16 protein-coding genes, 1 pseudogene and 1 riboswitch are annotated in these 23,516 nt (G+C 63.1%); of the genes and pseudogenes, 10 read left to right on the forward strand and 7 right to left on the reverse strand.

All coding sequences use genetic code 11. From position 1 onward, the window contains the following. The first annotated feature begins 6 nt into the window (after positions 1–6). On the forward strand, positions 7–825 hold the full coding sequence (locus AT302_RS21315) for a glycosyltransferase family 2 protein (RefSeq protein ID WP_407668804.1): 819 nt from the start codon (positions 7–9) through the stop codon (positions 823–825). A gap of 185 nt (positions 826–1,010) precedes the next feature. Here the strand turns inward: AT302_RS21315 and AT302_RS21320 are convergent, their stop codons facing one another. Both AT302_RS21320 and dnaE read right to left on the reverse strand, forming a co-directional pair. Next, entirely contained in the window at positions 1,011–1,862 is an 852-nt protein-coding gene (locus AT302_RS21320) for a glycosyltransferase family 2 protein (protein WP_058375737.1), read from the reverse strand. 58 nt (positions 1,863–1,920) lie between these two features. Further along, positions 1,921–5,528, reverse strand: a pseudogene (gene dnaE / locus AT302_RS21325) (DNA polymerase III subunit alpha). Between the two features lie 229 nt (positions 5,529–5,757). Between dnaE and AT302_RS21330 the strand changes: the two are divergent. Both AT302_RS21330 and gluQRS read left to right on the forward strand, forming a co-directional pair. Next, the gene (locus tag AT302_RS21330) at positions 5,758–6,642 is read left to right on the forward strand and encodes a sulfurtransferase (protein WP_058375738.1); all 885 of its coding nucleotides are present in this window, start codon (positions 5,758–5,760) and stop codon (positions 6,640–6,642) included. A gap of 9 nt (positions 6,643–6,651) precedes the next feature. Next, positions 6,652–7,566 (forward strand): tRNA glutamyl-Q(34) synthetase GluQRS, encoded by a 915-nt coding sequence (gluQRS, locus tag AT302_RS21335; protein ID WP_058375739.1) that lies wholly within the window; start codon positions 6,652–6,654, stop codon positions 7,564–7,566. A 78-nt stretch (positions 7,567–7,644) separates the two neighbouring features. Here gluQRS and AT302_RS21340 read toward each other — a convergent pair whose 3' ends face one another. Continuing rightward, positions 7,645–9,159 (reverse strand): DEAD/DEAH box helicase, encoded by a 1,515-nt coding sequence (locus tag AT302_RS21340; protein ID WP_058375740.1) that lies wholly within the window; start codon positions 9,157–9,159, stop codon positions 7,645–7,647. 437 nt (positions 9,160–9,596) lie between these two features. Then, complete coding sequence (locus AT302_RS21345) at positions 9,597–10,649, reverse strand: bile acid:sodium symporter family protein (RefSeq protein ID WP_058375741.1); 1,053 nt, start codon at positions 10,647–10,649, stop codon at positions 9,597–9,599. Between the two features lie 253 nt (positions 10,650–10,902). Here AT302_RS21345 and AT302_RS21350 point away from each other — a divergent pair, with 253 nt between their 5' ends. From AT302_RS21350 to wrbA, 3 genes are all read left to right on the forward strand, one after another. Next, positions 10,903–11,889, forward strand: coding sequence for a LysR family transcriptional regulator (locus AT302_RS21350; RefSeq protein ID WP_237171984.1), 987 nt, complete (start codon positions 10,903–10,905; stop codon positions 11,887–11,889). Positions 11,890–12,127: 238 nt separating this feature from the next. Beyond that, positions 12,128–12,421, forward strand: coding sequence for a hypothetical protein (locus AT302_RS21355; protein WP_058375742.1), 294 nt, complete (start codon positions 12,128–12,130; stop codon positions 12,419–12,421). A gap of 109 nt (positions 12,422–12,530) precedes the next feature. Then, on the forward strand, positions 12,531–13,163 hold the full coding sequence (gene wrbA / locus AT302_RS21360; protein WP_058375743.1) for an NAD(P)H:quinone oxidoreductase: 633 nt from the start codon (positions 12,531–12,533) through the stop codon (positions 13,161–13,163). An 89-nt stretch (positions 13,164–13,252) separates the two neighbouring features. Here the strand turns inward: wrbA and AT302_RS21365 are convergent, their stop codons facing one another. Continuing rightward, positions 13,253–14,110 carry an OXA-62 family carbapenem-hydrolyzing class D beta-lactamase OXA-157 gene (locus AT302_RS21365; RefSeq protein ID WP_058375744.1) on the reverse strand — a complete coding sequence of 286 codons (858 nt, stop codon included), beginning with the start codon at positions 14,108–14,110 and terminating at the stop codon, positions 13,253–13,255. A 220-nt stretch (positions 14,111–14,330) separates the two neighbouring features. Between AT302_RS21365 and AT302_RS21370 the strand changes: the two genes are divergently transcribed. After that, positions 14,331–16,013, forward strand: a complete 1,683-nt coding sequence (locus AT302_RS21370) for a hypothetical protein (protein ID WP_157125845.1) — start codon at positions 14,331–14,333, stop codon at positions 16,011–16,013. Positions 16,014–16,048: 35 nt separating this feature from the next. Here AT302_RS21370 and AT302_RS21375 read toward each other — a convergent pair whose 3' ends face one another. Further along, positions 16,049–16,504, reverse strand: coding sequence for a carboxymuconolactone decarboxylase family protein (locus AT302_RS21375; RefSeq protein WP_058375746.1), 456 nt, complete (start codon positions 16,502–16,504; stop codon positions 16,049–16,051). Positions 16,505–16,631: 127 nt separating this feature from the next. Between AT302_RS21375 and pdxR the strand changes: the two genes are divergently transcribed. Beyond that, entirely contained in the window at positions 16,632–18,194 is a 1,563-nt protein-coding gene (gene pdxR, locus AT302_RS21380; protein ID WP_058375747.1) for a MocR-like pyridoxine biosynthesis transcription factor PdxR, read from the forward strand. A 104-nt stretch (positions 18,195–18,298) separates the two neighbouring features. Then, positions 18,299–18,397: riboswitch (TPP riboswitch) on the forward strand. 73 nt (positions 18,398–18,470) lie between these two features. Next, on the forward strand, positions 18,471–20,387 hold the full coding sequence (thiC, locus tag AT302_RS21385) for a phosphomethylpyrimidine synthase ThiC (RefSeq protein WP_058375748.1): 1,917 nt from the start codon (positions 18,471–18,473) through the stop codon (positions 20,385–20,387). A 139-nt stretch (positions 20,388–20,526) separates the two neighbouring features. Here the strand turns inward: thiC and AT302_RS21390 are convergent, their stop codons facing one another. Then, positions 20,527–21,780, reverse strand: coding sequence for a hypothetical protein (locus AT302_RS21390; RefSeq protein ID WP_058375749.1), 1,254 nt, complete (start codon positions 21,778–21,780; stop codon positions 20,527–20,529). A 372-nt stretch (positions 21,781–22,152) separates the two neighbouring features. On the opposite strand from AT302_RS21390, the gene AT302_RS21395 reads away from it, so the two are divergent. Continuing rightward, positions 22,153–23,514, forward strand: coding sequence for a hemolysin family protein (locus AT302_RS21395; RefSeq protein WP_058375750.1), 1,362 nt, complete (start codon positions 22,153–22,155; stop codon positions 23,512–23,514). Positions 23,515–23,516 lie beyond the last annotated feature (2 nt).

Raw genomic sequence — 23,516 nt, forward strand, 5'->3', positions numbered from 1 at the left:
ATCTTCATGACTGAAGCCCAATCGAACTTGCCCGGTGTATCGAGTCCGTCGTCCTCGCCGGTGCCACACTCACCACAGCGCCTGCCTTTGACCGTCACGATTCTGACGCGCAACGAGCGGCACAACATCGCTGAGTGCATTGCGTCCGTCCGGGCGCTGGCATCGCAAATCGTGGTGCTGGACAACGCCAGCACGGACGGTACGGCAGACATCGCCCGCGATGCAGGCGCTGAGGTTCATGTCACCCCCGACTGGCCGGGCTTCGGGCCGCAGAAGAATCGCGCGCTGTCGTTTGCCACCCAACCTTGGGTGCTCTCGCTCGATGCCGACGAACGCATCACCCCGGAATTGGCCGCCGACGTTGCGGCCGCCATCACTTCGAACCGTCATGCGGGCTATCGCATGCCCCGTCTGTCGCAGTTCCTCGGCCACTGGGTACGGCATTGCGGGTGGTATCCGGACTACGTGCTGCGCCTGTTCCGCCGCGACGCCGGACGCTTCTCCGACAACCTCGTGCACGAACGCGTGATCGTGGACGGCGAGATCGGCACGTTGCCCAATCATCTGCTGCATTACAGCTACACCGAAGCGCGGCAGGTCGAGGATAAGGTGCAGCGTTATGCCAAGGCGGGCGCGAAAGAAATGGCGTTGCGTGGCAAGAAAGTCTCCGCGCTCAAGCCATGGATAAACGGCGGATGGGCCTTCGTGCGCACCTTTGTGCTGCGTCGAGGCTTTCTGGATGGCGCCACAGGTGCCGCGATTGCGCGCATGAACGCACGCAGTGCTTTCTTGAAGTACGCGCTGTTGAGGCGCGGGGACAACTGAAAACAGGCGAGAATCGGGCGAGCGACGGGCGAGCGACGGGCGAGCGACGGGCGAGTGACGGGCGAGTGACGGGCGAGTGCCTGCAAATAAAAAAGGACGCGAATACGCGTCCATTTTTATTTGATCGACGATCGACACCCCCTGAGCTCGCTACGACTGTCGATCGCTGGGCAATCGACTCGCCCTTACTTCGCGAGCGCTCGCTTGATACGTGAGCGGAACATCTGCCAGCGCAGTTGGCCATCGTCGACGGGCTCGCCCACCGAACCATCGCTGCCGGAGGGCACGACCTTGCCGCGACGTAGGTAGTAGCGATCGAAAATCTTCTGCGTCATACCCCACTTACGCAGAAACTGCGTGCGGCCATCGTTCTTCACAACCTTGCCCGTGCTCTTGCACTGGAAGTGGTAGACGAGACTCGCCCCCACACCGATGAACTTACGGCAGCCCGCCGCCCACAACTTCATCGAGAAATCATTGTCGCTGCTCATGCCCGGGCTCAGTTCCGTGCTGTAGCCGCCCACGAGGAACCACCAGTCGCGATGCACCAGCGTCGGCGGCCACGTGGCGCCGAACCAGTCCGCCTTCTGATACGTCGGCACCGCCGCGAGCAGTGCGGCCTCGTCGAACGTATCGACTTCGCGTCCAAAATCCGTCACAAGCACGCACGGATTGCCGGTATCCACGGGCTCGATCATCGTGCCCGAGAGCATGAACGCCTTGTCCGGCATCGCCTCGGCACGCTCGATCAGCGCGGTGTCCCAACCGGGGCAGCAATACATGTCGTCATTCAGGTAGACGATGTACTTCTCGCGCGCGAGCGCCGCCGCCTGATTCACGGCATAGCAGATCCCGATGTTGTCCGGCGACGCCGTGTGGTCGAGTCCCTCGGCGCGCACCCAGTCCAGCGTGCCGTCGGACCCATCGTTCACGTGAACGATGATCTGATGCGGCATGCCCGAGTTCTGGCGAATGCTGCGCACACAAAGTTGCAGCAGCGCGAGGTTGTTCCACGTCGGAACGATGATGGAAAACATCCGGAAATTCCTTGTTGATCAGGCCAATCGGGCGGACTCGACTACGCGTTCAGATAGTTCAATAAACGATCTGTACCGAGTCAGGCGTGAGCCACTGGCGAAGTTCGCCCAGCAGCTCATCGCCGGGCTGCACCTTCCAGTCGTCCCCGAGACGCGACTCGCATTCGGCGTCGGTGCGGCGGTAGACAATGTGCACCGGCAAACCCGTGGGTTTGTCGTCATCACCATTGCCGTTGCCATTGCCGTTACGTCGGCCAAAGCCACCGCCACCACCGCCGTTACCGCCTTTGAATCCACCGCCTCCGCCAAAGCCACCACTGCCACCACCGGCGCCGGCCCCAGCCCCAGCCGTTGCCGTCACGCGATACATCGTGCAGTGCGGTTGCAAGGTGGCCCGCAGACGTGTCCAGTCAGCATTGCCATTGAACGACAGCTTGAGCGCACGAGCGAATCGAGCGCGTGCGCGGCCCAGATCCATCAGGCTTTCCGTGGTGAAACGCAGCCCGCCGGTGAAGCTGTCGGGGCGCGCGCTGCCGTGGACGATCAGCAGCTCGTCCTCCTTGAACAGTTGCTTGTTCGCCTCGAATTGCTCGTTAAAGATCGCCACTTCGAGCGTGGCGGAGCCATCGTCGAGCTGGGCGATCACCATCTTGCCGCGCTGCGTCATCATCGTGCGCAGGCTTGCGATCACGCCGGCCACGAGGCGGTCGCGCCCCTCGCTTAAGTCCTTGATGCGCGTGCGCACAAAACGGCGCACCTCTTCGGCGTAGGAATCGAACATGTGGCCCGACAGGTAGAAACCGAGCGCCTGTTTTTCTTCCTGAAGCTTGCGCTTGTCGGTCCAGGCCGGTTCGTCGGCCAGCTCCAGCGGTGCCTGCAAGCTCTCGTCGCCCAAATCGAACAGACTGACCTGATTGGCCGCGGCACTCGCCTGCTCTGCGGCTTCCATGGCCATCGGCACCGACGCCATCAATTGCGCACGGTTATCGTGAATGGTGTCAAACGCACCGGCGCGGATCAGCGCTTCGATCGTGCGGCGGTTCACCATGCGGCGATCGATACGCTGGCAGAAATCGAACAGATCGGTGAACGGCCGCTCTTCGCGCGCCCGCAGAATCTCTTCGATGGCCGACTGACCGCTGCCCTTGATCGCGCCCAGACCGTAGCGCACGGTCTTCGAATCGGCCGGCTCGAAACGGTAAGCGGAGACATTCACGTCCGGCGGCAGAACGGCCAGACCGTTGGTCAGGCAGTCTTCATAAAGAATCTTGACCTTGTCCGTGTCGTCCATGGCCAAGCTCATATTGGCCGCCATGAATTCGGCAGGGTGATGCGCCTTGAGCCAAGCCGTGTAATACGCGAGCAGCGCGTAAGCCGCCGCGTGCGACTTGTTGAAGCCGTAGCCCGCGAACTTCTCCATCAAGTCGAAGATTTCGTCGGCCTTCTCGGCCGTCAGCCCGTTCTTGTCCGCACCCTCGCGGAACAAGCCACGGTGCATGGCCATTTCCTCGGCCTTCTTCTTGCCCATCGCGCGACGCAGCAAGTCGGCGCCACCAAGCGAGTAGCCGCCGATGATCTGCGCCATCTGCATCACCTGCTCCTGATAGACCATGATGCCGTAGGTCTCCTGGAGCACCGGCTCGACGCGCGGATCCGGATACTCCACCTTCTCGCGGCCATGCTTACGCGCGCAGAAGCTCGGAATCAGGTCCATTGGGCCCGGACGGTACAACGCCACCAGCGCAATGATGTCTTCGAAGCGATCGGGCTGGGCGTCTTTCAACATGCCCTGCATGCCCCGGCTTTCCAGCTGGAACACGGCCACCGTATTGGCTTTTTGAGAATGCTGAAGGCTGCCGGGTCGGTCAGCGAGACCTGCTCAAGCGACCAGTCCGCCATCTCCGGGTGCAAGCGCTTGATGTAGCGCTCCGCCCAGTTCAGGATCGTGAGCGTGGTCAGGCCCAAGAAGTCGAACTTCACCAGCCCGACGGCTTCCACGTCGTCCTTGTCGTACTGGCTCACAACGCCGCTGGCGTCTTCGCCGACGCCCTGCGTGTACAGCGGGCAGAAATCTGTGAGCTTGCCCGGAGCGATCAACACGCCCCCGGCGTGCATACCGACGTTACGCGTGAGGCCTTCGACGCGCTGCGCCAGTTCGAGCAACTGCTTGACTTCGTCTTCCGTGTTGAAGCGCTCGGCCAGTGCCGGCTCTTCCTTCATCGCGTCGTCGAGCGTGACCAGCTTGCCCGGCTTGAACGGAATGAGCTTGGCGACACCGTCGACGAAGTTGTAGCCGAGATCGAGCACGCGCCCGACGTCGCGCACCGCCGCCTTGGCTGCCATCGAGCCGAAAGTCGCGATCTGCGAGACGGCGTCTGCGCCGTACTTCTCTTTCACGTACTGAATGACGCGGTCGCGCCCGTCCTGACAGAAGTCGATGTCGAAGTCGGGCATCGAGACGCGTTCCGGATTCAGGAAACGCTCGAACAGCAGGTTGTACTTCAGCGGGTCAAGGTCGGTAATACCCAGCGCATAGGCGACGAGCGAACCGGCGCCCGAACCCCGGCCCGGACCGACCGGCACGCCGTTGTTCTTGGCCCACTGGATAAAGTCCGCCACGATCAGGAAGTAGCCGGGGAAGCCCATCTTGATGATCGTGCCGGTCTCGAAATCGAGCCGCGTGTAATACTCAGGGCGCTGCGCGTCACGCTCCGCCGCGTCGGGGAAGAGTTGCCCCAGACGCATCTCCAGCCCCTCTTTCGACAACTGCACGAGATAGTCGTCGAGCGACATGCCATCCGGCGTCGGGAAGAGCGGCAGCTTCGGTTTGCCAAGTTCGAGCGTGAGGTTGCAACGCTTGGCGATCTCGACAGAATTGGCAATCGCGGACGGCACATCCTCGAACGCGGCGATCATGTCGTCCTGCGTGCGGAAGCTCTGGTCCTGCGTAAAACGGCGCACCCGGCGCGCATTGCCGAGAATTTCACCTTCGGAGATACACACGCGCGCTTCGTGCGCCGTGAAATCATCGCCGGTCATGAACTGGATCGGATGCGTGGCGACGACCGGCAGCCCAACCTTCGCGGCCAGTTGCACCGCCTGCTGCACATACGTTTCCATGCCGGCCTGACCGGTGCGTTGCAGTTCGATATAGAACGCCCCCGGGAAGACCTTCGCCCAATGCTGCGCGCACTGCGCCGCCAGATCGGGATTGCCTGCCGCCAGCGCGGCACCGACATCGCCCATCTGCCCACCGGAAATCGCCAGCAGACCTCGCGCGAAGCCGTCGGGCTCAAGCCACGACGGGTCGATTTCTGCACGCCCGCGCCACTGATTGCCAAGCCAGGCCTTCGACAGCAACTGGCACAGGTTCAGATAGCCTTCCTTGTCGCGCGCGAGCAGCAACAATCGCGACGGTTTGTCGCGATCGGCAGCATTGGTGATCCAGGCGTCGCAACCGATGATCGGCTTGACGCCCTTACCGCGGGCTTCTTTGTAGAAACGGATGGCACCGAACATGTTCGCGAGGTCGGTGAGCGCGAGCGCGCCCTGCCCGTCCTTGGCCGCGGCTTTGACGACGTCGTCAAGGCGCACGATGCCATCGGCGATCGAGTATTCGGAGTGGAGGCGGAGGTGGACGAAACGAGGTTCTGACATGGGCCGTATTGTAACGCGGCGGCTCCGGATTTCGCGCGCCGTGTCCCCGGGGCCGGTGGCATATCTGCGCTTTTCGGACGGCACCGGCCGCCCCCTCGGAATTTGCCGCATCCGATGCGGGGGCATCGTCCGATTCCACGGGATATCAGCGACTTATGGGGTGAAATCAAAGTGCCTTCGGGCCAGATCGGCGATAATGGCGGTTTATTGCTTCACGCTTTTGCGAAACCCTGTTGCCATGTCTATCGTCAACATCGCCGCGTACAAGTTCGTCTCGCTCGACGACATCGCAACGCTGCGCCCAGCGCTGCTGGAACACTGTCAGGCGCTCGACCTGAAGGGCACCATTCTGCTGGCGCCGGAAGGCATCAACCTGTTTCTGGCCGGCCCGCGCGAATCGATCGACGCGTTTCTCGCCCGGTTGCGCGCCGACGCCCGCTTCGCCGACCTCGTGGTCAAGGAGAGTCTCTCCGAGGAACAACCGTTCCGCCGCATGCTGGTCCGCGCCAAGAAAGAAATCATCACCATGAAGATGCCGGTCATCAAGCCGGCCGACGGGCGCGCGCCCGGTGTGGAACCCGCCACGCTCAAGCGCTGGCTGGACGCGGGTCAGGACGACGAGGGCCGTCCGGTCGTGATGCTCGACACCCGCAACGACTTCGAAGTGGATGTCGGCACGTTCGATAACGCCGTTGATTATCGCCTGACCAAATTCTCCGAATTCCCGGACGTCATCGCAGCCCATCGCGAAGATTTCGAGGGCAAGACGATCGTGTCGTTCTGCACGGGCGGCATTCGTTGCGAAAAAGCCGCCATCTACATGCGCGACATCGGGCTGGAACATACGTATCAGCTCGACGGCGGCATTCTCAAGTACTTTGAAGATGTCGGCGGGGCCCACTATCAGGGCGACTGCTTCGTGTTCGACTACCGTACGGCACTGACGCCTGAGCTCGCACCGGCGGGCACCGTGCAGTGCTTCGCGTGCCGCGCCGTCGTCACGCCCGAAGCCCAGCAAAGCCCGGACTTCGTCGAAGGCGAGCACTGCCCGGCGTGCGTCGGTGAGAAAAGCGCAGCGACCGGCCAACGCGCCCAGAGCCCCGCCCCGTCCATCGCGGACTGAGGCACATCGGTGACGCGCGTCGAATCGGGCCGTACCGGGCACTATCGCGGCCGCTTCGCCCCCTCGCCGACCGGGCCGCTGCACCGCGGCTCGCTAGTCACCGCACTGGCGAGCTGGCTCGATGCGCGCGCGCACGACGGCGTGTGGATCGTGCGCATGGAAGATCTGGACGAGCCGCGTTGCATTGCCGGTGCGGCGGATGACATTCTGGCAACGCTCACACGACTGGGCCTCCACAGCGACGAACCCATTGTCTGGCAGAGCCAGCGGCACGCGCTGTACGAGGACGCGCTCGCTTCACTGACGGCGTCTGGCCGGGTGTACCCCTGCGGCTGCACGCGCCGGGAAATCGCCGACTCACTCACGCGTGACCATGCCCGCCACAGCACGCTAGCCTATCCGGGGACCTGCCGCGATGGCCTGCACGGCAAACCTGCGCGCGCCTGGCGACTGCGGGTACCCGACGGCAACGCGGCCTGCATCGGTTTCGACGACCGCTGGATGGGGCCACAGTCACAGGATCTCGCCACCGAAGTCGGCGATTTCGTGCTCAAGCGCGCCGACGGCCAGTGGGCATACCAGCTCGCCGTGGTGGTCGACGACGAAGCACAATGCATTACCGATGTCGTGCGCGGCACCGACCTGCTCGACTCCACCGCCCGCCAGATCTATCTCCAGCAATGCCTTGGCGCCGCCACGCCGCGCTATCTGCATGTGCCACTCGTGATGGCCGCCGACGGCGAGAAGCTGAGCAAGCAGAATGGTGCAGCGGCGCTAACGCTCGACTCCGATGAAGCCGTCCTCGCGGCCCTTCAAGATGCCGCTACCCATCTCGGCCTGCCGGCGGTGCTGAGTCAGACGACACATCGCGAAGATTTCTTCGCAGCGGCAACACAGGCATGGCGGGCGCAGCACGGCGACTGATCGCCATAAAAAAAGCCAGCGCGATACGCTGGCTTTTTTCATTCGACACGCTGAAGGGCCTTAGCCCTTGAAGCTCACTCAGTTGCTGGCCTTGCGCGGGAATCCCGCGAGCAGTGCCGCCACCTGACGCTTCGGTGCCTTCTCGGGCATGGCGCCGAAGGCGTTCGGCGCACCCGCGTCCTGCGACGGCTTGCTGTTTTGCTGAGCATCGTCGGCCGTGGGCGACGGCTCGTACGGCTTGTAGAAGAACTCGTCTTCCGGGCGAACGCGACGCTGACCCGGCAGGCCGCTGCTACCGCTGCGGCTGGCACGCAGGCCATCGTGACGGCCATGACGCTCGCTGCGGTCACCGCGCTCGGTACGTTCCGAACGCTCCGGGCGCTCACTGCGCTCAGGACGATCGCCGCGCTCATCACGCGAACGGCTACGGCGCTCCAGCACCAGCTCGCCACGCTTGAGTTCGCGCTTGATCAGCTTTTCGATTTCAACGAGGTGTTTGCGCTCGTCCGGGGCGCACAGCGAGATAGCCTCGCCCGATGCGCCGGCACGGCCAGTGCGGCCGATACGGTGAACGTAATCTTCCGGGTTGTACGGCAGATCGTAGTTGATCACGCCCGGCAGATCGGAGATATCGAGACCACGTGCAGCCACATCGGTCGCCACCAGCGCTTGAATGCCGCCCTGCTTGAAGGCTTCGAGTGCCTGCATGCGTTCGTTCTGCGACTTGTCGCCGTGAATGGCCGCCGTCACCACACCGTCGCGCTCCAGTTGACGCGCCAGACGGCTAGCGCCGATCTTGCTGTTCACGAACACGATGACCTGCTTGAGGTCGCGTTCGTTAAGAATCTGAACCACTGCTGCGCGCTTGTCGTCTTCCGGCACTTCGTAGACGATCTGCTCGACCGTATCGGCCGTCGCGTTGCGGCGTGCCACTTCGATCGTCAGCGGGTTGGTGAGGTAGCTCGACGCGAGCTTCTTGATTTCGTTCGAGAACGTTGCCGAGAACAGCAGCGTCTGGCGCTGCTTCGGCAGCAAATTCAGAATGCGCTGGAGGTCGGGCAGGAAGCCCATGTCCAGCATGCGGTCCGCTTCGTCCAGCACCAGCATCTTGACCTGGCCCAGATTGACCGTCTTTTGTTCGACGTGATCGAGCAGACGTCCCGGCGTGGCGATGAGAATCTCGACGCCACGGCGCAGCGCGTCCTTCTGCGGGTTCATGTCCACACCGCCGAACACGACGGTGTTGCGCAGCGGCGTGTGCGAGGCGTACAGACGCACGTTCTCGGCCACCTGGTCGGCGAGCTCACGCGTGGGCGTAAGGATCAGCGCGCGCACCGGATGGCGGGCAGGTGAAGCACTCGTATTGGCGTCGGGCAACAGGCGTTGAATGATCGGCAGCGAGAAGCTTGCCGTCTTGCCGGTCCCCGTTTGCGCAGCACCCATCACGTCGCGGCCGGAAAGTACGACCGGGATGGCCTGCGCCTGAATCGGAGTCGGACTGGTGTACCCCTGCTCGGCGATGGCCCGCAAGATGTCCGCATGCAGCCCAAAGCTATCGAAGCCAGGGGTAGGAACAGCATTCACATCAGCCATGGTGAAGGGACATCTCTTTTAAAAAAACGGGGGCCGCCACGCGGAAGGATCCGCATCAAAGCACACTCGCGAAAATTCAAGGGGCGCTGGGCGCCATGCTCAGGGCTGGCGCGAGAGGGGACTGTCAGGGGACAGATGCGTCGGGCGCCGCCGGACCTGGGAGGTCATTAAGAAGCGAAACAGACGCAATTCTAGCACTTGCGCACGACCAACGTGTGACAGCGAGGCTTTGCGGCACTTTGCGCCGGCCCGCACGAGGTGCTGCCGGACGCGATTTTCAACCCATTCGGGTCGCCTCATGCCTGAGCGAACAAGCACAAGGCACCCTTGCCGGCAGGACCTCAGCCCGATGCCCGGCAATACTGTAGCGATTGGCCGAGGAAGCGAACAGAAGCCACCTGACGCAGCCAGCGCGCCGCACACCACACCCACAACACTTATCGGCCCACGCCAGCTTTGGCGCTACCGTCCGAATTGACGGCCTTAGCAGCACCGGCCTTGCCGGCTTTCGCCTGAGCGGCGCGCTGCTTGGTGGCGTAGCGCTGCGCCAGCACGGCGCACACCATCAGTTGCATCTGGTGAAACAACATCAGCGGCAAGACGATCGCGCCCAGCGGGCCGGTAGCAAACAACACCTTCGCCATCGGAATGCCACTCGCCAGACTCTTCTTCGACCCGCAGAACACGATGGTGATTTCGTCTTCGCGCGAGAAGCCGAGCCAACGTGCCGAGAACGTGGTGATCGCGAGCATCACCGCCAGAATCACGGCGCAACAGCCCACCAGACCGACCAGCGCCAGCGGCGGAATCTGGTGCCACAGGCCGGTATTGACCGCCTCGCTGAACGCCGTGTACACCACCAGCAGGATCGAGCCCTGATCGACGAACTTGAGCAGCGCGCGATTGCGCTCGACCCAGCCGCCGATGGCCTTGCGCGACAACTGACCGGCGATGAACGGCACCAGCAGTTGCAGCATGATGTTGCCGATGGAGTCGAACGGCGACGCGCCGGTGTTGCCATCGTGGTGCACCACGACCAGCCCCACGAGGACTGGCGTAATGAAGATGCCGAACAGGCTGGAAGCCGAGGCACTGCACACGGCCGCCGGCACGTTGCCGCGCGCCATCGACGTGAACGCGATGGCCGACTGCACCGTCGCGGGCAAGGTGCACAGGAACAGAATGCCGAGATACAACTCAGGCGTCACCGCCCATGACAGCAGGGGCTTGAGCGCCACGCCGACAATCGGGAACACGACGAACGTGCTGGCAAAGACGAGCAAGTGCAGGCGCCAGTGCGTGGCACCTGCCAGCACGGCTTCGCGCGAGAGTTTCGCGCCATGCAGGAAGAACAGCAGGGCAATTGCTACGCTCGTCAGCAGGTTGAAGGCAACTTCGCCCTCGCCGTGCGCCGGCAGGAAGCTGGCGAGCGCTACGGTCGCCACTAACATCAACGTAAAGTTGTCGGGAAGAAAACGCGGTCGGGCCATCGTCAATCTCGGGTGAATCTCGAGGAAATCTCGGCGGGTCATGAAAGACAAAGCCCGTCCGCAAGAACACGGAACGCCGCAGCTCGGGGCTGACAGCGGGGTCGTGGGTCGATGCATGCGCGATCAATAGCGGATCAATATGCGATCGAAGGTGACCGGAAGTGTGCGCTCGCGATACGGGTTTTCACGTATTAGAGCGCAAGGATAGTTAAAATACAAATTCATTTAAAAAATTTATTCATACCAATAACGCATGAATATCTCGCTGCGCCAACTCAAGGTGTTCCTCGCAGTCGCCCAGCACGGCAGCTTCAGCCGGGCCGGAGAGGACATTGGCCTGACGCAACCGGCCGTGAGCCGTTGTATTCGCGAACTGGAACAAGAACTCGGCCTCAAGCTGGTCGACCGCACCACACGCGAAGTCACGCTGACCGAAGTGGGCGCTAGCCTCTCCGCAACGCTCGCCCGGGTGCTCGACGAACTGGAGAGCGCGTTGCGCGATACCCACGGGCTCGCAGAAGAGCGGCGCGGGCGCGTTCGGGTGGCCAGTGCACCGACCATTTCGGCCAACCTCATGCCCGAGTGCATCTCGGCGTGTGCCGCCCGCTACCCGGACATCACGCTCATGCTGCGCGATCAGGTGCAGACGCTCGCGACCGACAGCGTGCGGCACGGCGAAGTCGATTTCGGCGTGATCGTGGCATCGGAAGGCACCGACGATCTGGTGGGCGAGCCCATCATGGTCGAGCCGTTTCTCGTGGTGTGCGACCGCTCACATCGCTTCGCCAAGCAGTCGCAGGTCACGTGGAAAGAACTCAACGGCGAGAAGCTGGTGCTGCTCGATTACGCCTCAGGAAGCCGGCCGCTGATCGACCGGGCGCTGGCCGAACACGGCGCTTATTGCCAGATTGCACAGGAAGTCGGCCACGCCATCACCGTGTTCCGCATGGTCGAGGCGGGTATCGGCATCAGCATCATGCCGGCGCTGGCGTTACCGGCCATGCCCGGTTTGCCCGAGAACGGCGGCCGCCTCGTCGCCCTGCCCCTCGTGCCGCAGTTGGACCGCACCATCATGCTAGTGCGGCGAAAGAACCGCACGCTCTCCCCCGCCGCCCAATCGGTGTGGGAGTTGATCCAGCAGATCACGGCCAACACGCCGCACGCACTCGCCGCCAAAGCCGCGAAGGCAGCCAAGACAACGGTCGCAGCCAAGCCCCTTCGGACAACCGGCAAACCCTGACATGATTGGAGATGTCGACGAATAGGCGACGTAACCGCAACGTTGGCGAAAAATGAATTCAGTTATCGTCTGCGTTGACAGCTTTCTCGCGCGAAATGTAAGTGAGCACCTGCTACAATCGGCGTGCGTCGACTCCCCAAGCGCCTGACTGTCGCGTGAGCACTCATCCGGTTCTCACCCCACCATGCCTCGACGCCATGCCCGCACCCTGCGGGCATTGTGTTTCCGGTACGGCGTCATGGACTTGTTCATCAAATACTTCAGCCCGCTGTGGCTCTTTCACGCGGCTGCCGATCTGTCGTTCTGGCAGCGGCATCAACTCGACGCGCGCATGCAGGTCGTGAGCCGCTTCATGTGGCGCTACGTTATGCGTTGGAGTGTGGTGACGGCCATGCTGCTGGTGCCCGCCGCCGTGATGGCGCACGGCCTGGCCGCGACCGGACTCGCACTCGCGGGCGGCTTGTCGGCCAGCGTTGCGGTGTTGATGGCTGCCCTCGCGCTCGGCTGTCTGATTGGGTCGCGACTGCGTTAGTCTGCCGGTCGTTTCGTCATGAGCGTCGACTATCATGGAACGGCTCGCGCCGTACCGCCATGACGGGCGTGTCACGGCGCTTGCCCCTCTAGACCCTTAGGAGTTTTCCATGGCCAACGCCAAGATCCTGGTGGTGTTCTACAGCATGTACGGGCACATCTACACGATGGCTGAAGCCGTCGTCGAAGGTGCACGCAGCGTCGCCGGCGCTGACGTAACACTGATGCAAGTGCCCGAACTGGTTCCCGACGAAGTTCTCGAAAAAAGCGGTGCGAAGGCGGCACGCGCCGCGTTCGCGCATGTGCCGGTCGCGCGCGTCGAACAACTGGCCGATTACGACGCGATCATCTTCGGCACGCCCACGCGCTTCGGCAACATGACCGCGCAGATGCGCAACTTCCTCGACCAGACCGGCGGTCTCTGGGCCAAGGGCGCGCTGGTCGGCAAAGTCGGCAGCGTGTTCGCCAGCACCGGCACGCAGCACGGCGGGCAGGAAACGACGATCACCAGCTTTCACACCACGTTGCTGCATCAGGGCATGGTGATCGTTGGCGTGCCCTATACCGAACCGGGCCTGACCAATATGCAGGAAATCACCGGCGGCACGCCCTACGGCGCCACAACGCTCGCAGGCGCCGACGGCTCGCGCCATCCCAGCGCGAACGAGTTGAAGATCGCGAAAACGCAAGGCCGTCATGTGACGGAAATCGCGTCGGCACTCAAACACGGTCGCACGCTGTAAGCGGCAGCACCTTCCCCGATTGACCACAGACCCGCCCACGGCCGGTCTGTGGTCCGCATCAAGCCAATCTCAGCAACCTCAGATCAACTTCAGATCAACTTCAGATCCTTCAACACCGCACGGGCAATCCGGGCACGCTTGGGCGCGTCGGCGTCGCTGCGCATGTCCATGTTCAGCGCAACCGTGGTGATATTGCCGTCCCGTTCGATCCAACCGACCCACCAGCCAATGTCGTGCTTGCCATCGACATACCAGCCGGTCTTGCCGTGCAGGACGTAGTCCATGTTCGCTTCGGCAATCGAAATCTGCCGCACGATGTCCTGCGTGCGCGCCGAGAACGGCAACTGCCCGCGCGCCAGCCGTTGCAGAAACACCACCTGCTCACGCGCTGAAATTTGCAGGCTGTTGTCGACCCAATACGCATCCGCTGCGGACCCGATGGTGTGATTGCCATAGCCCACCGCATCGAGCTTGCCCTGCGCATAGGTCCGCGCAATCTTGCGCGACACAACCTGATAGCACGGCAGACACGACACCCGGAACGCATCGCGCAGATTCATTGCTGCGTTCCAGCGCTTCATGCTACGTGGCTTGCCATCCCAAGGAATGATTTCGCGCTCGTTGTCGAGTGCGCCAGACTCCAGCGCCAGCAAACTGTTGAATATCTTGTACGTTGAAGCTGGCGACATGCGCTGATTCGCGCGAGTGCTGTCATAGGCCTGATAGCCCCCGGTGCGGCCGTCGAGCACGATGATCGTGCCCTTCGCGCCTTCGGCGTCGAAGTACTTGCCCCAGTCGGCCCGCTCCACGATTTTCGGCGCTACGGCATTAGCGGCATTGGCAATAGCGTCCGCATGCGCCGGTATCGCAACCGCCAACGGGGATAACAGTGCAGCGGCGATTCGCAGCACAACGGCGCTACGACGCCAGCGAGAAAGCATCATCATTTTGGAGTCCTGATGTCAGTGGGTGGATGCAACGAGTGTCGTGAATCTCGAAGCGCTGGCCGGGCGCTTGCTTCCGAAAGCGCTTGCAGAATAGGAGGTGTTTCGACACGTGGAAAGTCACAGTGCCGTAACCGATGTAACCGCCGTATCATTGCCACGAAATCGGCGGATCCTGCCGGTAGTTGTTCCCTCGTTCACCGCTACTTTCCCGTGCGTCGCCATGCCTGACGATCGTGTTCGCCCACCTCACGCCCCCATGCCGACCGGCGCGTCCGCGCCTTCATCCCCGCTCGTCATCCGCCTCGATGCACCGCAGCACGTCGGCGATCAACCGGTGCGGTATCAGAGTCTTTGGCTGTTGATGCGTCTGTATTACGCGGCGCGCTTCGAGACGGCGTCCGTACCGCTTGCCGCGCTCAAATCGCGCTTCGCTCAGGCAGGCGACCTGCGCATGCTGGTAAGCCGGGCGTTCGCCGACTTCGCCGAATGGGGCGTCAGTGCCGGCTGGGGTGACGACCACCAAGCCGACGCGCGCCTGCTACCCACGCGCGGACGCGGCAAAGGGCCGTTCTGGCTGCCCAGCCACGAACTCGAGCGAATCGTCGTCACGATTGGCGGCACCGTGCCCACCGACGAACGGCGCACGCTTGCCACGTTTCTCGGCCTTTCGCCGGATGCGCCGCCCACGCTCGACACCCCGGCGCTCGACTACGTCATGCAGGACATTGCGTTCTGGCATCACGTCACGCTCGGCAAACGCGACATGCAGGACGGCATTTTCTTCGCGCCGTCCGACCCTGCGCCGCAAGGGCGCACCCGCACGCAGCGCACCGGCGCCATTCCGTCGTTTCATGCTGCGCAAGTCTGCGCGGTCGACGACGTGCAGCGCGGCATTGCCCTGCTGGCAGAGACCATCGTCTGGCGCCGCATGGGCGACGTGGCACGCGCGAAACGCACGCTCACGGCATTGGCCGAGACGTTCGGCGCGAATCAGCCCACGCAGAATGCCTCGCCCACCTTGCGCGCGATGCACTGGATCGTGCAGGCGTGGCAGGCGTATGCCTTACGTGACGAAGCGGGTGCCTTCGCGCATTTGCAGCGCATTAGCGACGATGCTTCGCTCGCACCATGCCTCGTCTACAACCCACGGATTCGTTTCGAAACGCGCAACTTGCAGGCGCTGCTGTACAAGACACACGCCGCACGTCCCGGGCCGCAGCCCGCGCGCGCGCAATCGGCGGCCGACGCCCTCGCCGCGTTCTCCGACGCCCTGCAAGCGGCGTTCGAAGCCGATTCCATCGAACTGGCCCAGCACGTCGCCGCGAATATCGGGCTCTCGCTGTGGTTGTTCTGGCAAGACTCGCTGATCGACCCGGCCCGGCGCCTCGCCGTGAGCGACGTGCAGCGGCAGGCATTGCGCTGGATCGGCTTGTCGGAATGGATTTGCGACCGCTTCGGTGTGGGCGGGAATTCCGTCTGGAACACGGTGTTCCTGCTGCGCATCGCGCGCGGTGCCGTGCCCGTGCGGCGCGACCCCGATCTGGCGACGCTGCGCGCGAGCACACCGCTGGCGGTGGACGCCTTTCTCGATGCCGTGCAACCGTTCGGCGCGCCGTTCTCGCGCGCCAAGGGCTTTTCGAAATGGACGGATGTGGTGGCGACGACACTGGCCGACCACGAAGATGGGCGCGTGCGCTTCGAGCCGTTGCAGCTCGCCAACCTGTGGTTCGAGATGCTGTGGTTTGCGCTGCATCAGGACGGCGACTCGCCTCAGGCCACCCACGCCGCGCAATCGCTCGGGCGCGTGCTGCCGATGCTGCCGCCGCCCGATCGCAGGTTCTTCCGCGACGCGTTACGGCTGATGCCCCGCGAGTTTCAGCGGGAAGTGCGGATCGCGGAGTAGCGTGATCCGCACGCGTTGGCGCAACCCGATGCGATTTAGCGCACGCCCGTCGGCGTCTTCGGCAGTGCCGAGCGGAACGAGATCGCCAGACGGTTCCATGCGTTGATGGTGCTCACCGCGAACGTCAGGTCGGCGATCTGCTTGTCGTCGAAGTGCTCGCGCAGGTCGGCAAAGACGGCATCCGGCACATGGCCGTCCTGCACGTTGGTCACGGCTTCGGTCCACGCCAGTGCGGCGCGCTCCGACGGCGAGTACAGCTCGGTCTCGCGCCACGCATCGAGCAGGTGCAGGCGGCGGGCTTCGATGCCGACCTTCAGCGCGTCGGCCACGTGCATGTCGATGCAGAATGCGCAGCCGTTGAGTTGCGAGGCGCGCAGCCACACCAACTCCAGCAGGCCATCGGGCAGGCCGCAGTCATGGAAGTAGCCGCTCAGGGCTGCCATGTGTTCGTAGGCACGCGGCGAGGCTTTGATGTAGTTCAGACGTTGCATTTTTTAAGTCTCCGTTGAGTGTCGGGAAGTCAGTCGATGGATGTAACGATACGGGCTCTTGGCCTGCTTCGAAAGAGCCAAAACCGAATAGAATCGGTAGGCCAAAAAGACGCCGGAGACCGTCCCTATGCGCGACACCTCAGACCTCAGCGCCCTGCGCCTTGCCGACGCCGCCCAAGCCACCGGCATGCCGACCTACCGTGCGCTGTATGAGCGTATTCGCGAGGGCATTCTCTCGGGCAAGCTCGCGCCCTCGTCGCGGCTGCCATCCACGCGCGCCTTGGCCAGTGAGCTCGGCGTCGCACGCGGCACCGTCGAAGCCGCCTACGAGCGGCTGGTAGCCGAGGGCTTCGTGATCGGACGCGGTGCCGCCGGCAGCCGCGTGAACCCGCACTTGAGCGGCACGCGACTCGACGCGGCGGCGAAAGTCTTGCCTCGCGATACCGGTCATGGCCGCATCGGCGACGAAAAAACCGCCCGCCTGAACCCTGATGAGCCACCCGCCATCGGTAGCCCTCGCGCGCCGCGCCGGAACCATCGCATCGAAAACCCGAGTTACGTGCCGCTCAGCGCGCACGGCACCCCATTGCCGTTACAGAACGGCATGCCGGCATTCGACGAATTCCCCCGCAAGTTGTGGGCGCGCCTCGCGGCACGCCATGCCCGCCACTTGCCAGCCGACGCGCTCAGCTATCAGGACGCCGCCGGTCTGGCACCCCTGCGCGAGGCTATTGCCGGGTATCTGGCCATTGCGCGTGGCATTCACTGCGACCCGGCGCAGGTCATCGTCACCACGGGCTTTCAGGGCGCGCTGGCACTGATCGCCCGCCTGCTGTTGCAGCCGGGCGACGCCGTCTGGTGCGAAGACCCCGGCTATTTCCGGGCACACGAAGCCTTGCGGATGGTGAAGGCCACCCTGGTGCCCGTGCCCGTCGACAGCGACGGGCTCGACGTCGCCGAGGGTGAACGCCGTGCCCGCCACGCGCGCCTCGCGGTAATTACGCCCTCGCACCAGTCGCCGCTGTCGGTAGCGTTGCCGCTGGAACGCCGTCTCGCCTTGCTCAACTGGGCGCAGGCCAATCAGGCATGGATCGTCGAAGACGACTACGACAGCGAATTCCGCTATACCGGTGCGCCGTTGCCCGCCTTGAAGAGTCTGGACGGTGGCGAGCGCGTGCTTTACGCGGGATCGTTCGGCAAAGTGCTGTTTCCCGGCCTGCGGCTTGGCTATCTCGTCGTGCCGCCCGCGTTATGCGACGACTTCACGGCAGCCACCGCGCTGCTCTCACCCGTGCACGGCTGGATCGAACAGGCGACCGTCACAGACTTCATCACGGAAGGCCATTTCAGCCGCCACATTCGTCGTATGCGTCAGCTTTACGGTGAGCGCCGGACGGCACTGGCCGACGCGTTGCGGCAGCATCTTCCCGGGCGTATCGAACTCGCGCAACAGGCGGGCGGTATGCATTTGCTGGGCTGGATCGAGCCGCATCGCGACGATCGTGCGGTGTGCCGTGCCGCCCATGTTCACGGGCTGGCGCCGGGGGCGCTGTCCTACTTCCGTATCGAGCGGCAGTTACCACCCGCCCTCGTGATGAGCTTCACGAATGTGCCGCAAACGAGCGCAAGCGATGTCGCCAAACGTGTCTCCCTCGCCTTCGACGACGATGAAAAATCGCATCGCGGATGACGCAGCGCAGCATTTTTCCGTTGTCGCATCGGAACAATTTTCGGATGGTTTTCGGGACATATCGCGCTTGTGTTTGCGTGTCATGTCGGTGTATCGTTGCCGCAAAGCTAGCGCAGGGGTCCTGCAACGTGAGTTGTGGGTGAGAAATACCCTTAGAACCTGATCTGGATAATGCCAGCGCAGGGAGCGTAGAAGTCACTCGCCCCCGTTCATGCTCCTGAGCCGCTTTGCGCCGAATTTGTCGGCGTCAACACGTGCCCCGCCAGGAGACATTGCATGAACGCCAATCCGAAGTTCCTCTCAGCCAACGCGCGCGTGGACGAAGCCGCGATCGCACCGCTGCCCAATTCCCGCAAGATCTATGTGAACGGTTCGCGCCCGGACCTGCGTGTTCCGATGCGTGAAATCTCGCAATCCGACACGCCCACGAGCTTCGGCGGTGAAAAGAACCCGCCGATTTTCGTCTACGACACGTCGGGTCCGTACACCGATCCGGACGCCAAGATCGACATCCGCTCGGGCCTGCCCGCCGTGCGTGCCGCCTGGATCGAAGAGCGCGGCGACACCGAAGCGCTGCCGGGGCTTTCGTCGGCGTATGGCCGCGAGCGTGCCGACGACTCGGCGACGACCGACCTGCGTTTCCCGGGCCTGCACCGCACGCCGCGCCGCGCCAAGGCCGGCAAGAACGTGACGCAGATGCACTACGCACGTCAGGGCATCATCACGCCCGAGATGGAATACATCGCCATTCGCGAAAACCTGCGCCGTCAGGAATACATCGAGAGCGTGCGCAACGCCGGCCCGCAGGGCGAGCGCCTTGCCAAGCTGCTCTCGCGCCAGCACCCGGGTCAGCATTTCGGCGCCAGCCTGCCCGCCGAGATCACGCCGGAATTCGTGCGCAGCGAAATCGCCCGCGGCCGCGCCATCATCCCGAACAACATCAACCACCCGGAATCGGAGCCGATGATCATCGGCCGCAACTTCCTCGTGAAGATCAACGCGAACATCGGCAACTCGGCCGTGACGTCGTCGATCGGCGAAGAAGTCGACAAGATGACGTGGGCTATCCGCTGGGGCGGCGACACGGTCATGGATCTGTCGACCGGCAAGCACATCCACGAAACGCGTGAGTGGATTCTGCGTAACAGCCCGGTGCCGATCGGCACGGTGCCGATCTATCAGGCGCTCGAAAAGGTCAACGGCAAGGCCGAAGACCTGACGTGGGAAATGTTCCGCGACACGCTCATCGAGCAGGCCGAGCAAGGCGTCGACTACTTCACGATCCACGCGGGTGTGCGTCTCGCCTACGTGCCGATGACCGCCAACCGCATGACGGGTATCGTGAGCCGCGGCGGTTCGATCATGGCCAAGTGGTGCCTCGCGCACCACAAGGAAAGCTTCCTGTACACGCACTTCGAAGAGATTTGCGAAATCATGAAGGCCTATGACGTGGCCTTCTCGCTGGGCGATGGCCTGCGTCCGGGCTCGATTTACGACGCCAACGACGAAGCCCAGCTCTCGGAACTGAAGACGCTCGGCGAACTCACGCAAATTGCGTGGAAGCATGACGTGCAGGTGATGATCGAAGGCCCGGGTCACGTGCCGATGCAGCTCATCAAGGAGAACATGGATCTCCAGCTCGAGTACTGCGACGAAGCTCCGTTCTACACGCTCGGACCGCTGACGACGGACATCGCCCCCGGCTACGACCACATCACGTCGGGCATCGGTGCGGCGACCATCGGCTGGTACGGCACGGCCATGCTGTGCTACGTCACGCCGAAGGAACACCTGGGTCTGCCGAACAAGGACGACGTGAAGGAAGGCATCATCACGTACAAGCTCGCAGCGCACGCGGCCGATCTGGCCAAGGGTCACCCGGGCTCGCAGATTCGCGACAACGCTCTGTCGAAGGCACGCTTCGAGTTCCGCTGGGAAGACCAGTTCAACCTCGGTCTCGATCCGGACAAGGCGCGCGAATTCCACGACGAGACGCTGCCGAAAGATTCGGCCAAGGTGGCTCACTTCTGCTCGATGTGCGGCCCGCACTTCTGCTCGATGAAGATCACGCAGGACGTGCGCGACTACGCCGCCAAGCAAGGCCTCACGGAAGAAGCCGCGCTCAAGCAAGGTATGGAAGTCAAAGCGGTCGAATTCGTGAAGAAGGGTGCCGAGATTTATCAACGCACCTGAGCGATGCGCTGAATGATGCTGCGTGGCGGCACTGCTGAGTAGCGGACAATCGGCCGATCGGCCGATCGGCAGTGGATTTGCCAAAGAAAAACGCGCCCGGGATCACTCCCGGGCGCGTTTTTTATCGCTCTTTCGTCAGTTACGCCTCAGACATCGGAATAGTCGTAGTTCTCCCCGCACCATTCGGAGCAAACGCCTTGATCGTCGCCACATTCAGCGCCGTCATGTCGTTGCGCAGTCTCCGGCACGCTTCGTGCGGACGCAACGACGTGTGCATCGATGTCGCCAGCGCGGTGAATGACTGTGTATCGGTCAACGGCAACCGGGCCGCCTGCATGACGTCTGCGTGCCGCATGCCCCAGTGACCGTCACCCAGCTGTTCGATGCCCAGTGCCAGTTTTGCCCAGTCGTTGGAACACACGGCGAGGGTCGCGGGAAGATCGTTGCGTGCCATCGCCTGCTGCATCGGCGAGCCGGTGGAGAGCGCAACGCGCAGCATCCAGTCGGTCGCGTCTTGCTGCGGGAGCGGGCGGCGGCCCGCATGCAGGTGCTGGTTGATCTGTTTGATGAAGGTGCTTACAGGGTCTCGCACGCGACACACCTGCGCCCACTCCTTCTTACCCACCAGATCCGGCTTACCGGTCCACCGACGTGCAGTATCGCCCACCGATTTCGCGACATCGGAGCGAACTACCTCATAGGCCGACGTGCTGTTACGCCCATCCGTGCCCAGCAGCGAACTGCTCACGACCTCGTTGCAAATCTGCGCGCGCTCGCTGCTGGCGACCGGCATGATCACCGGGTGATTCATTTGACCAGCGGTGCCCGGGGTGGCGGCAAATCCTGCCGGTCCCGCACAGACATACAACGTTTGCAGCGCCGACGCGCACAGGACCGGCGCTGCGCGCTGGGTGCCATTCGTTTTGGGCAATGCTGCGAAGGCGTCCCCCGCACCGGCAAGGCGATCGGCAAACGCAGCCGACATCGCCGCATCGAGCGGGTCGCCATTCGGTTTCAGCGGGGCGCCGGATGTCGCAGCGACCTCGCGAAGATCCTCCCGCATGGCATTTGCCAGCAACACCAGCGATGCCGGTGGCGCGCTGGCGCGAATCGACTCTGCCGGGTGCCCTTCCCGGGCGCTCTCGACACCGCCGCTGACACCGTTCTCGGCAGCTTGTAGCGGAAAGTCGTCATTGGGCGCATGCAGCGTGTTTCGGATCAGGCTGTTCGCGAGCAGTGCTTGTGGCAGTGAATGTGTGGCCAGTCCATGCAGCCCGGCAAAAAGCGGTTGCAAGCCATTCATCGTGAAGTCCTCCGTCAGTGCGGTGAGCGTGGCCATCGGCCACGGCCCCGACAAGGTGTCGAAGCGGCGTTCACGATGCCCGACAGGCATGGGTATCACTGTCGGTTCTGCGCACGCCCACTCCCCGCTCGCGCAAGCCACCGCCCAGTAGGAGACAGTGAACGTCCGTCGCGCCACGCGAACGTTGCCGGGATGCCGCTGTCGGGGCGACATGGACTTATGGCATGCTATCGGTCAGCGGCACAGCCGACGCGGCTGCTGCGCCCCCGTGGATTCGCCCCACACGCGAACGCTCCGAGGACGCGCTTTCCGCACCCCAGCCCGAAGGCATCTCAAAATGATGGCCACCCGGCCTTGTTTCGAAATGTCTCCGCGCAACCGGTTTCGCCCTGTCTTGGGGTGTCACCGCCTTGCTCCCGTCGCTGCTGTGCGCCTGACTTTGTACTTACAGGTGACAACAATATGAGTGGTTACGGCTTTCTTTTCAGTATCTTGCTGCTGGTTCTGGCGAGCGCATTCTTTTCCGCCGCTGAGATTTCACTGACCGCTGCCAAGCGCACCAAGCTTCAGGTGCTCATGGAAAAGGGCGACCAGCAGGCCATCAAAGTGCTCGCGCTCAAGGAGCAGCCCGGCAACTTCTTCACCGTCGTGCAGATCGGCGTGAACGCCGTCGCCGTGCTCGGCGGTGTGCTCGGCGAGAGCTTTCTGACCGGCTATCTGTTCGACTGGCTCTCGTCGTTCACCGATCAGGCCATGGCACTGCGGCTGGCCGGTATCGGCTCGTTCCTGTTCATCACCATCGCGTTCATTCAGTTTGCCGATCTGATTCCGAAGCGGCTCGCCATGGTCAACCCCGAGCGCGTGGCGATGTCGATCATCGACCCGATGCTGCTCTGTCTGAAGGTGCTGCGCCCGCTGGTGTTCATCTTCAACGGCATCGCGAACATGTTTCTGCGCATCTTCAAGCTGCCCACGCATGCCATCGAGAACATCACGTCCGAAGACATTGCCGCCATGGTCGGCGCGGGCGCCGAGGCAGGCGTGCTGCGCAAGCAGGAACTGCATCTGATCGAAAACGTGTTCGAACTGGAGTCGCGCACGGTCGGCTCTGTCATGACGTTTCGCGATGATGTGGTGTACTTCACCATCGCCGAGGAAGAGCGCAGCATCCGTCACAAGATCATCGAAAGCCCGCATTCGAAGTATCTGGTGTGCCGTGGCGAAATCGACAACGTGCTCGGCTACGTCGACTCGAAAGACTTGCTCCAGCGCATTGCCAGCGAAGACCTGTCGAGCGTGATTCGCAACCTTGACCGTCTCTACGCGAAGAAGCTGCTCGTCATTCCCGACACGCTCAACCTCTCGGAAGCGCTGGCTCGCTTCAAGGAAACCCGCGAAAGCTTCGCCGTCATCATCAACGAGTACGGCATGGTGGTGGGTGTGGTCACGCTCAACGACATCGTGGGCGCGCTCATGGGCGACGTGGTTCACCCGGCCGATGAAGACCAGATCGTGCAGCGCGACGAGCACTCATGGCTGGTCGACGGCGTGACCTCGGTCGAAGACGTGAAGAAGGCGCTCGACATCGACGAGCTGCCCGGCGAGGGCGAGTACGAGACCATCGCCGGCTTCATGATCTATCAGCTCAAGCGCATTCCGAAGAAGTCGGAAGCGACCGAAGCCATGGGCTACAAGTTCGAAGTGGTCGACATCGACAACTACAAGATCGACCAGTTGCTCGTCACACGAATGGGCGCAGTTGCCGAAGCCGCCATCGCAGCGCAGAAGCTGGCCCAGTCTCAGACACAGACGCCGACTTCCTGACG

It is taken from the genome of Pandoraea norimbergensis (assembly GCF_001465545.3).
Classification (GTDB): domain Bacteria; phylum Pseudomonadota; class Gammaproteobacteria; order Burkholderiales; family Burkholderiaceae; genus Pandoraea; species Pandoraea norimbergensis.

What these genes read in the sequence shown, in the direction of transcription:
- AT302_RS21315 (WP_407668804.1), top strand. Translation starts at nt 7, where the DNA reads ATGACTGAAGCCCAATCGAACTTGCCCGGTGTATCGAGTCCGTCGTCC.
- AT302_RS21320 (WP_058375737.1), bottom strand. Translation starts at nt 1,862, where the DNA reads ATGTTTTCCATCATCGTTCCGACGTGGAACAACCTCGCGCTGCTGCAA.
- AT302_RS21330 (WP_058375738.1), top strand. Translation starts at nt 5,758, where the DNA reads ATGTCTATCGTCAACATCGCCGCGTACAAGTTCGTCTCGCTCGACGAC.
- AT302_RS21340 (WP_058375740.1), bottom strand. Translation starts at nt 9,159, where the DNA reads ATGGCTGATGTGAATGCTGTTCCTACCCCTGGCTTCGATAGCTTTGGG.
- AT302_RS21345 (WP_058375741.1), bottom strand. Translation starts at nt 10,649, where the DNA reads ATGGCCCGACCGCGTTTTCTTCCCGACAACTTTACGTTGATGTTAGTG.
- AT302_RS21350 (WP_237171984.1), top strand. Translation starts at nt 10,903, where the DNA reads ATGAATATCTCGCTGCGCCAACTCAAGGTGTTCCTCGCAGTCGCCCAG.
- AT302_RS21355 (WP_058375742.1), top strand. Translation starts at nt 12,128, where the DNA reads ATGGACTTGTTCATCAAATACTTCAGCCCGCTGTGGCTCTTTCACGCG.
- wrbA (WP_058375743.1), top strand. Translation starts at nt 12,531, where the DNA reads ATGGCCAACGCCAAGATCCTGGTGGTGTTCTACAGCATGTACGGGCAC.
- AT302_RS21365 (WP_058375744.1), bottom strand. Translation starts at nt 14,110, where the DNA reads ATGATGATGCTTTCTCGCTGGCGTCGTAGCGCCGTTGTGCTGCGAATC.
- AT302_RS21370 (WP_157125845.1), top strand. Translation starts at nt 14,331, where the DNA reads ATGCCTGACGATCGTGTTCGCCCACCTCACGCCCCCATGCCGACCGGC.
- AT302_RS21375 (WP_058375746.1), bottom strand. Translation starts at nt 16,504, where the DNA reads ATGCAACGTCTGAACTACATCAAAGCCTCGCCGCGTGCCTACGAACAC.
- pdxR (WP_058375747.1), top strand. Translation starts at nt 16,632, where the DNA reads ATGCGCGACACCTCAGACCTCAGCGCCCTGCGCCTTGCCGACGCCGCC.
- thiC (WP_058375748.1), top strand. Translation starts at nt 18,471, where the DNA reads ATGAACGCCAATCCGAAGTTCCTCTCAGCCAACGCGCGCGTGGACGAA.
- AT302_RS21390 (WP_058375749.1), bottom strand. Translation starts at nt 21,780, where the DNA reads ATGCCTGTCGGGCATCGTGAACGCCGCTTCGACACCTTGTCGGGGCCG.
- AT302_RS21395 (WP_058375750.1), top strand. Translation starts at nt 22,153, where the DNA reads ATGAGTGGTTACGGCTTTCTTTTCAGTATCTTGCTGCTGGTTCTGGCG.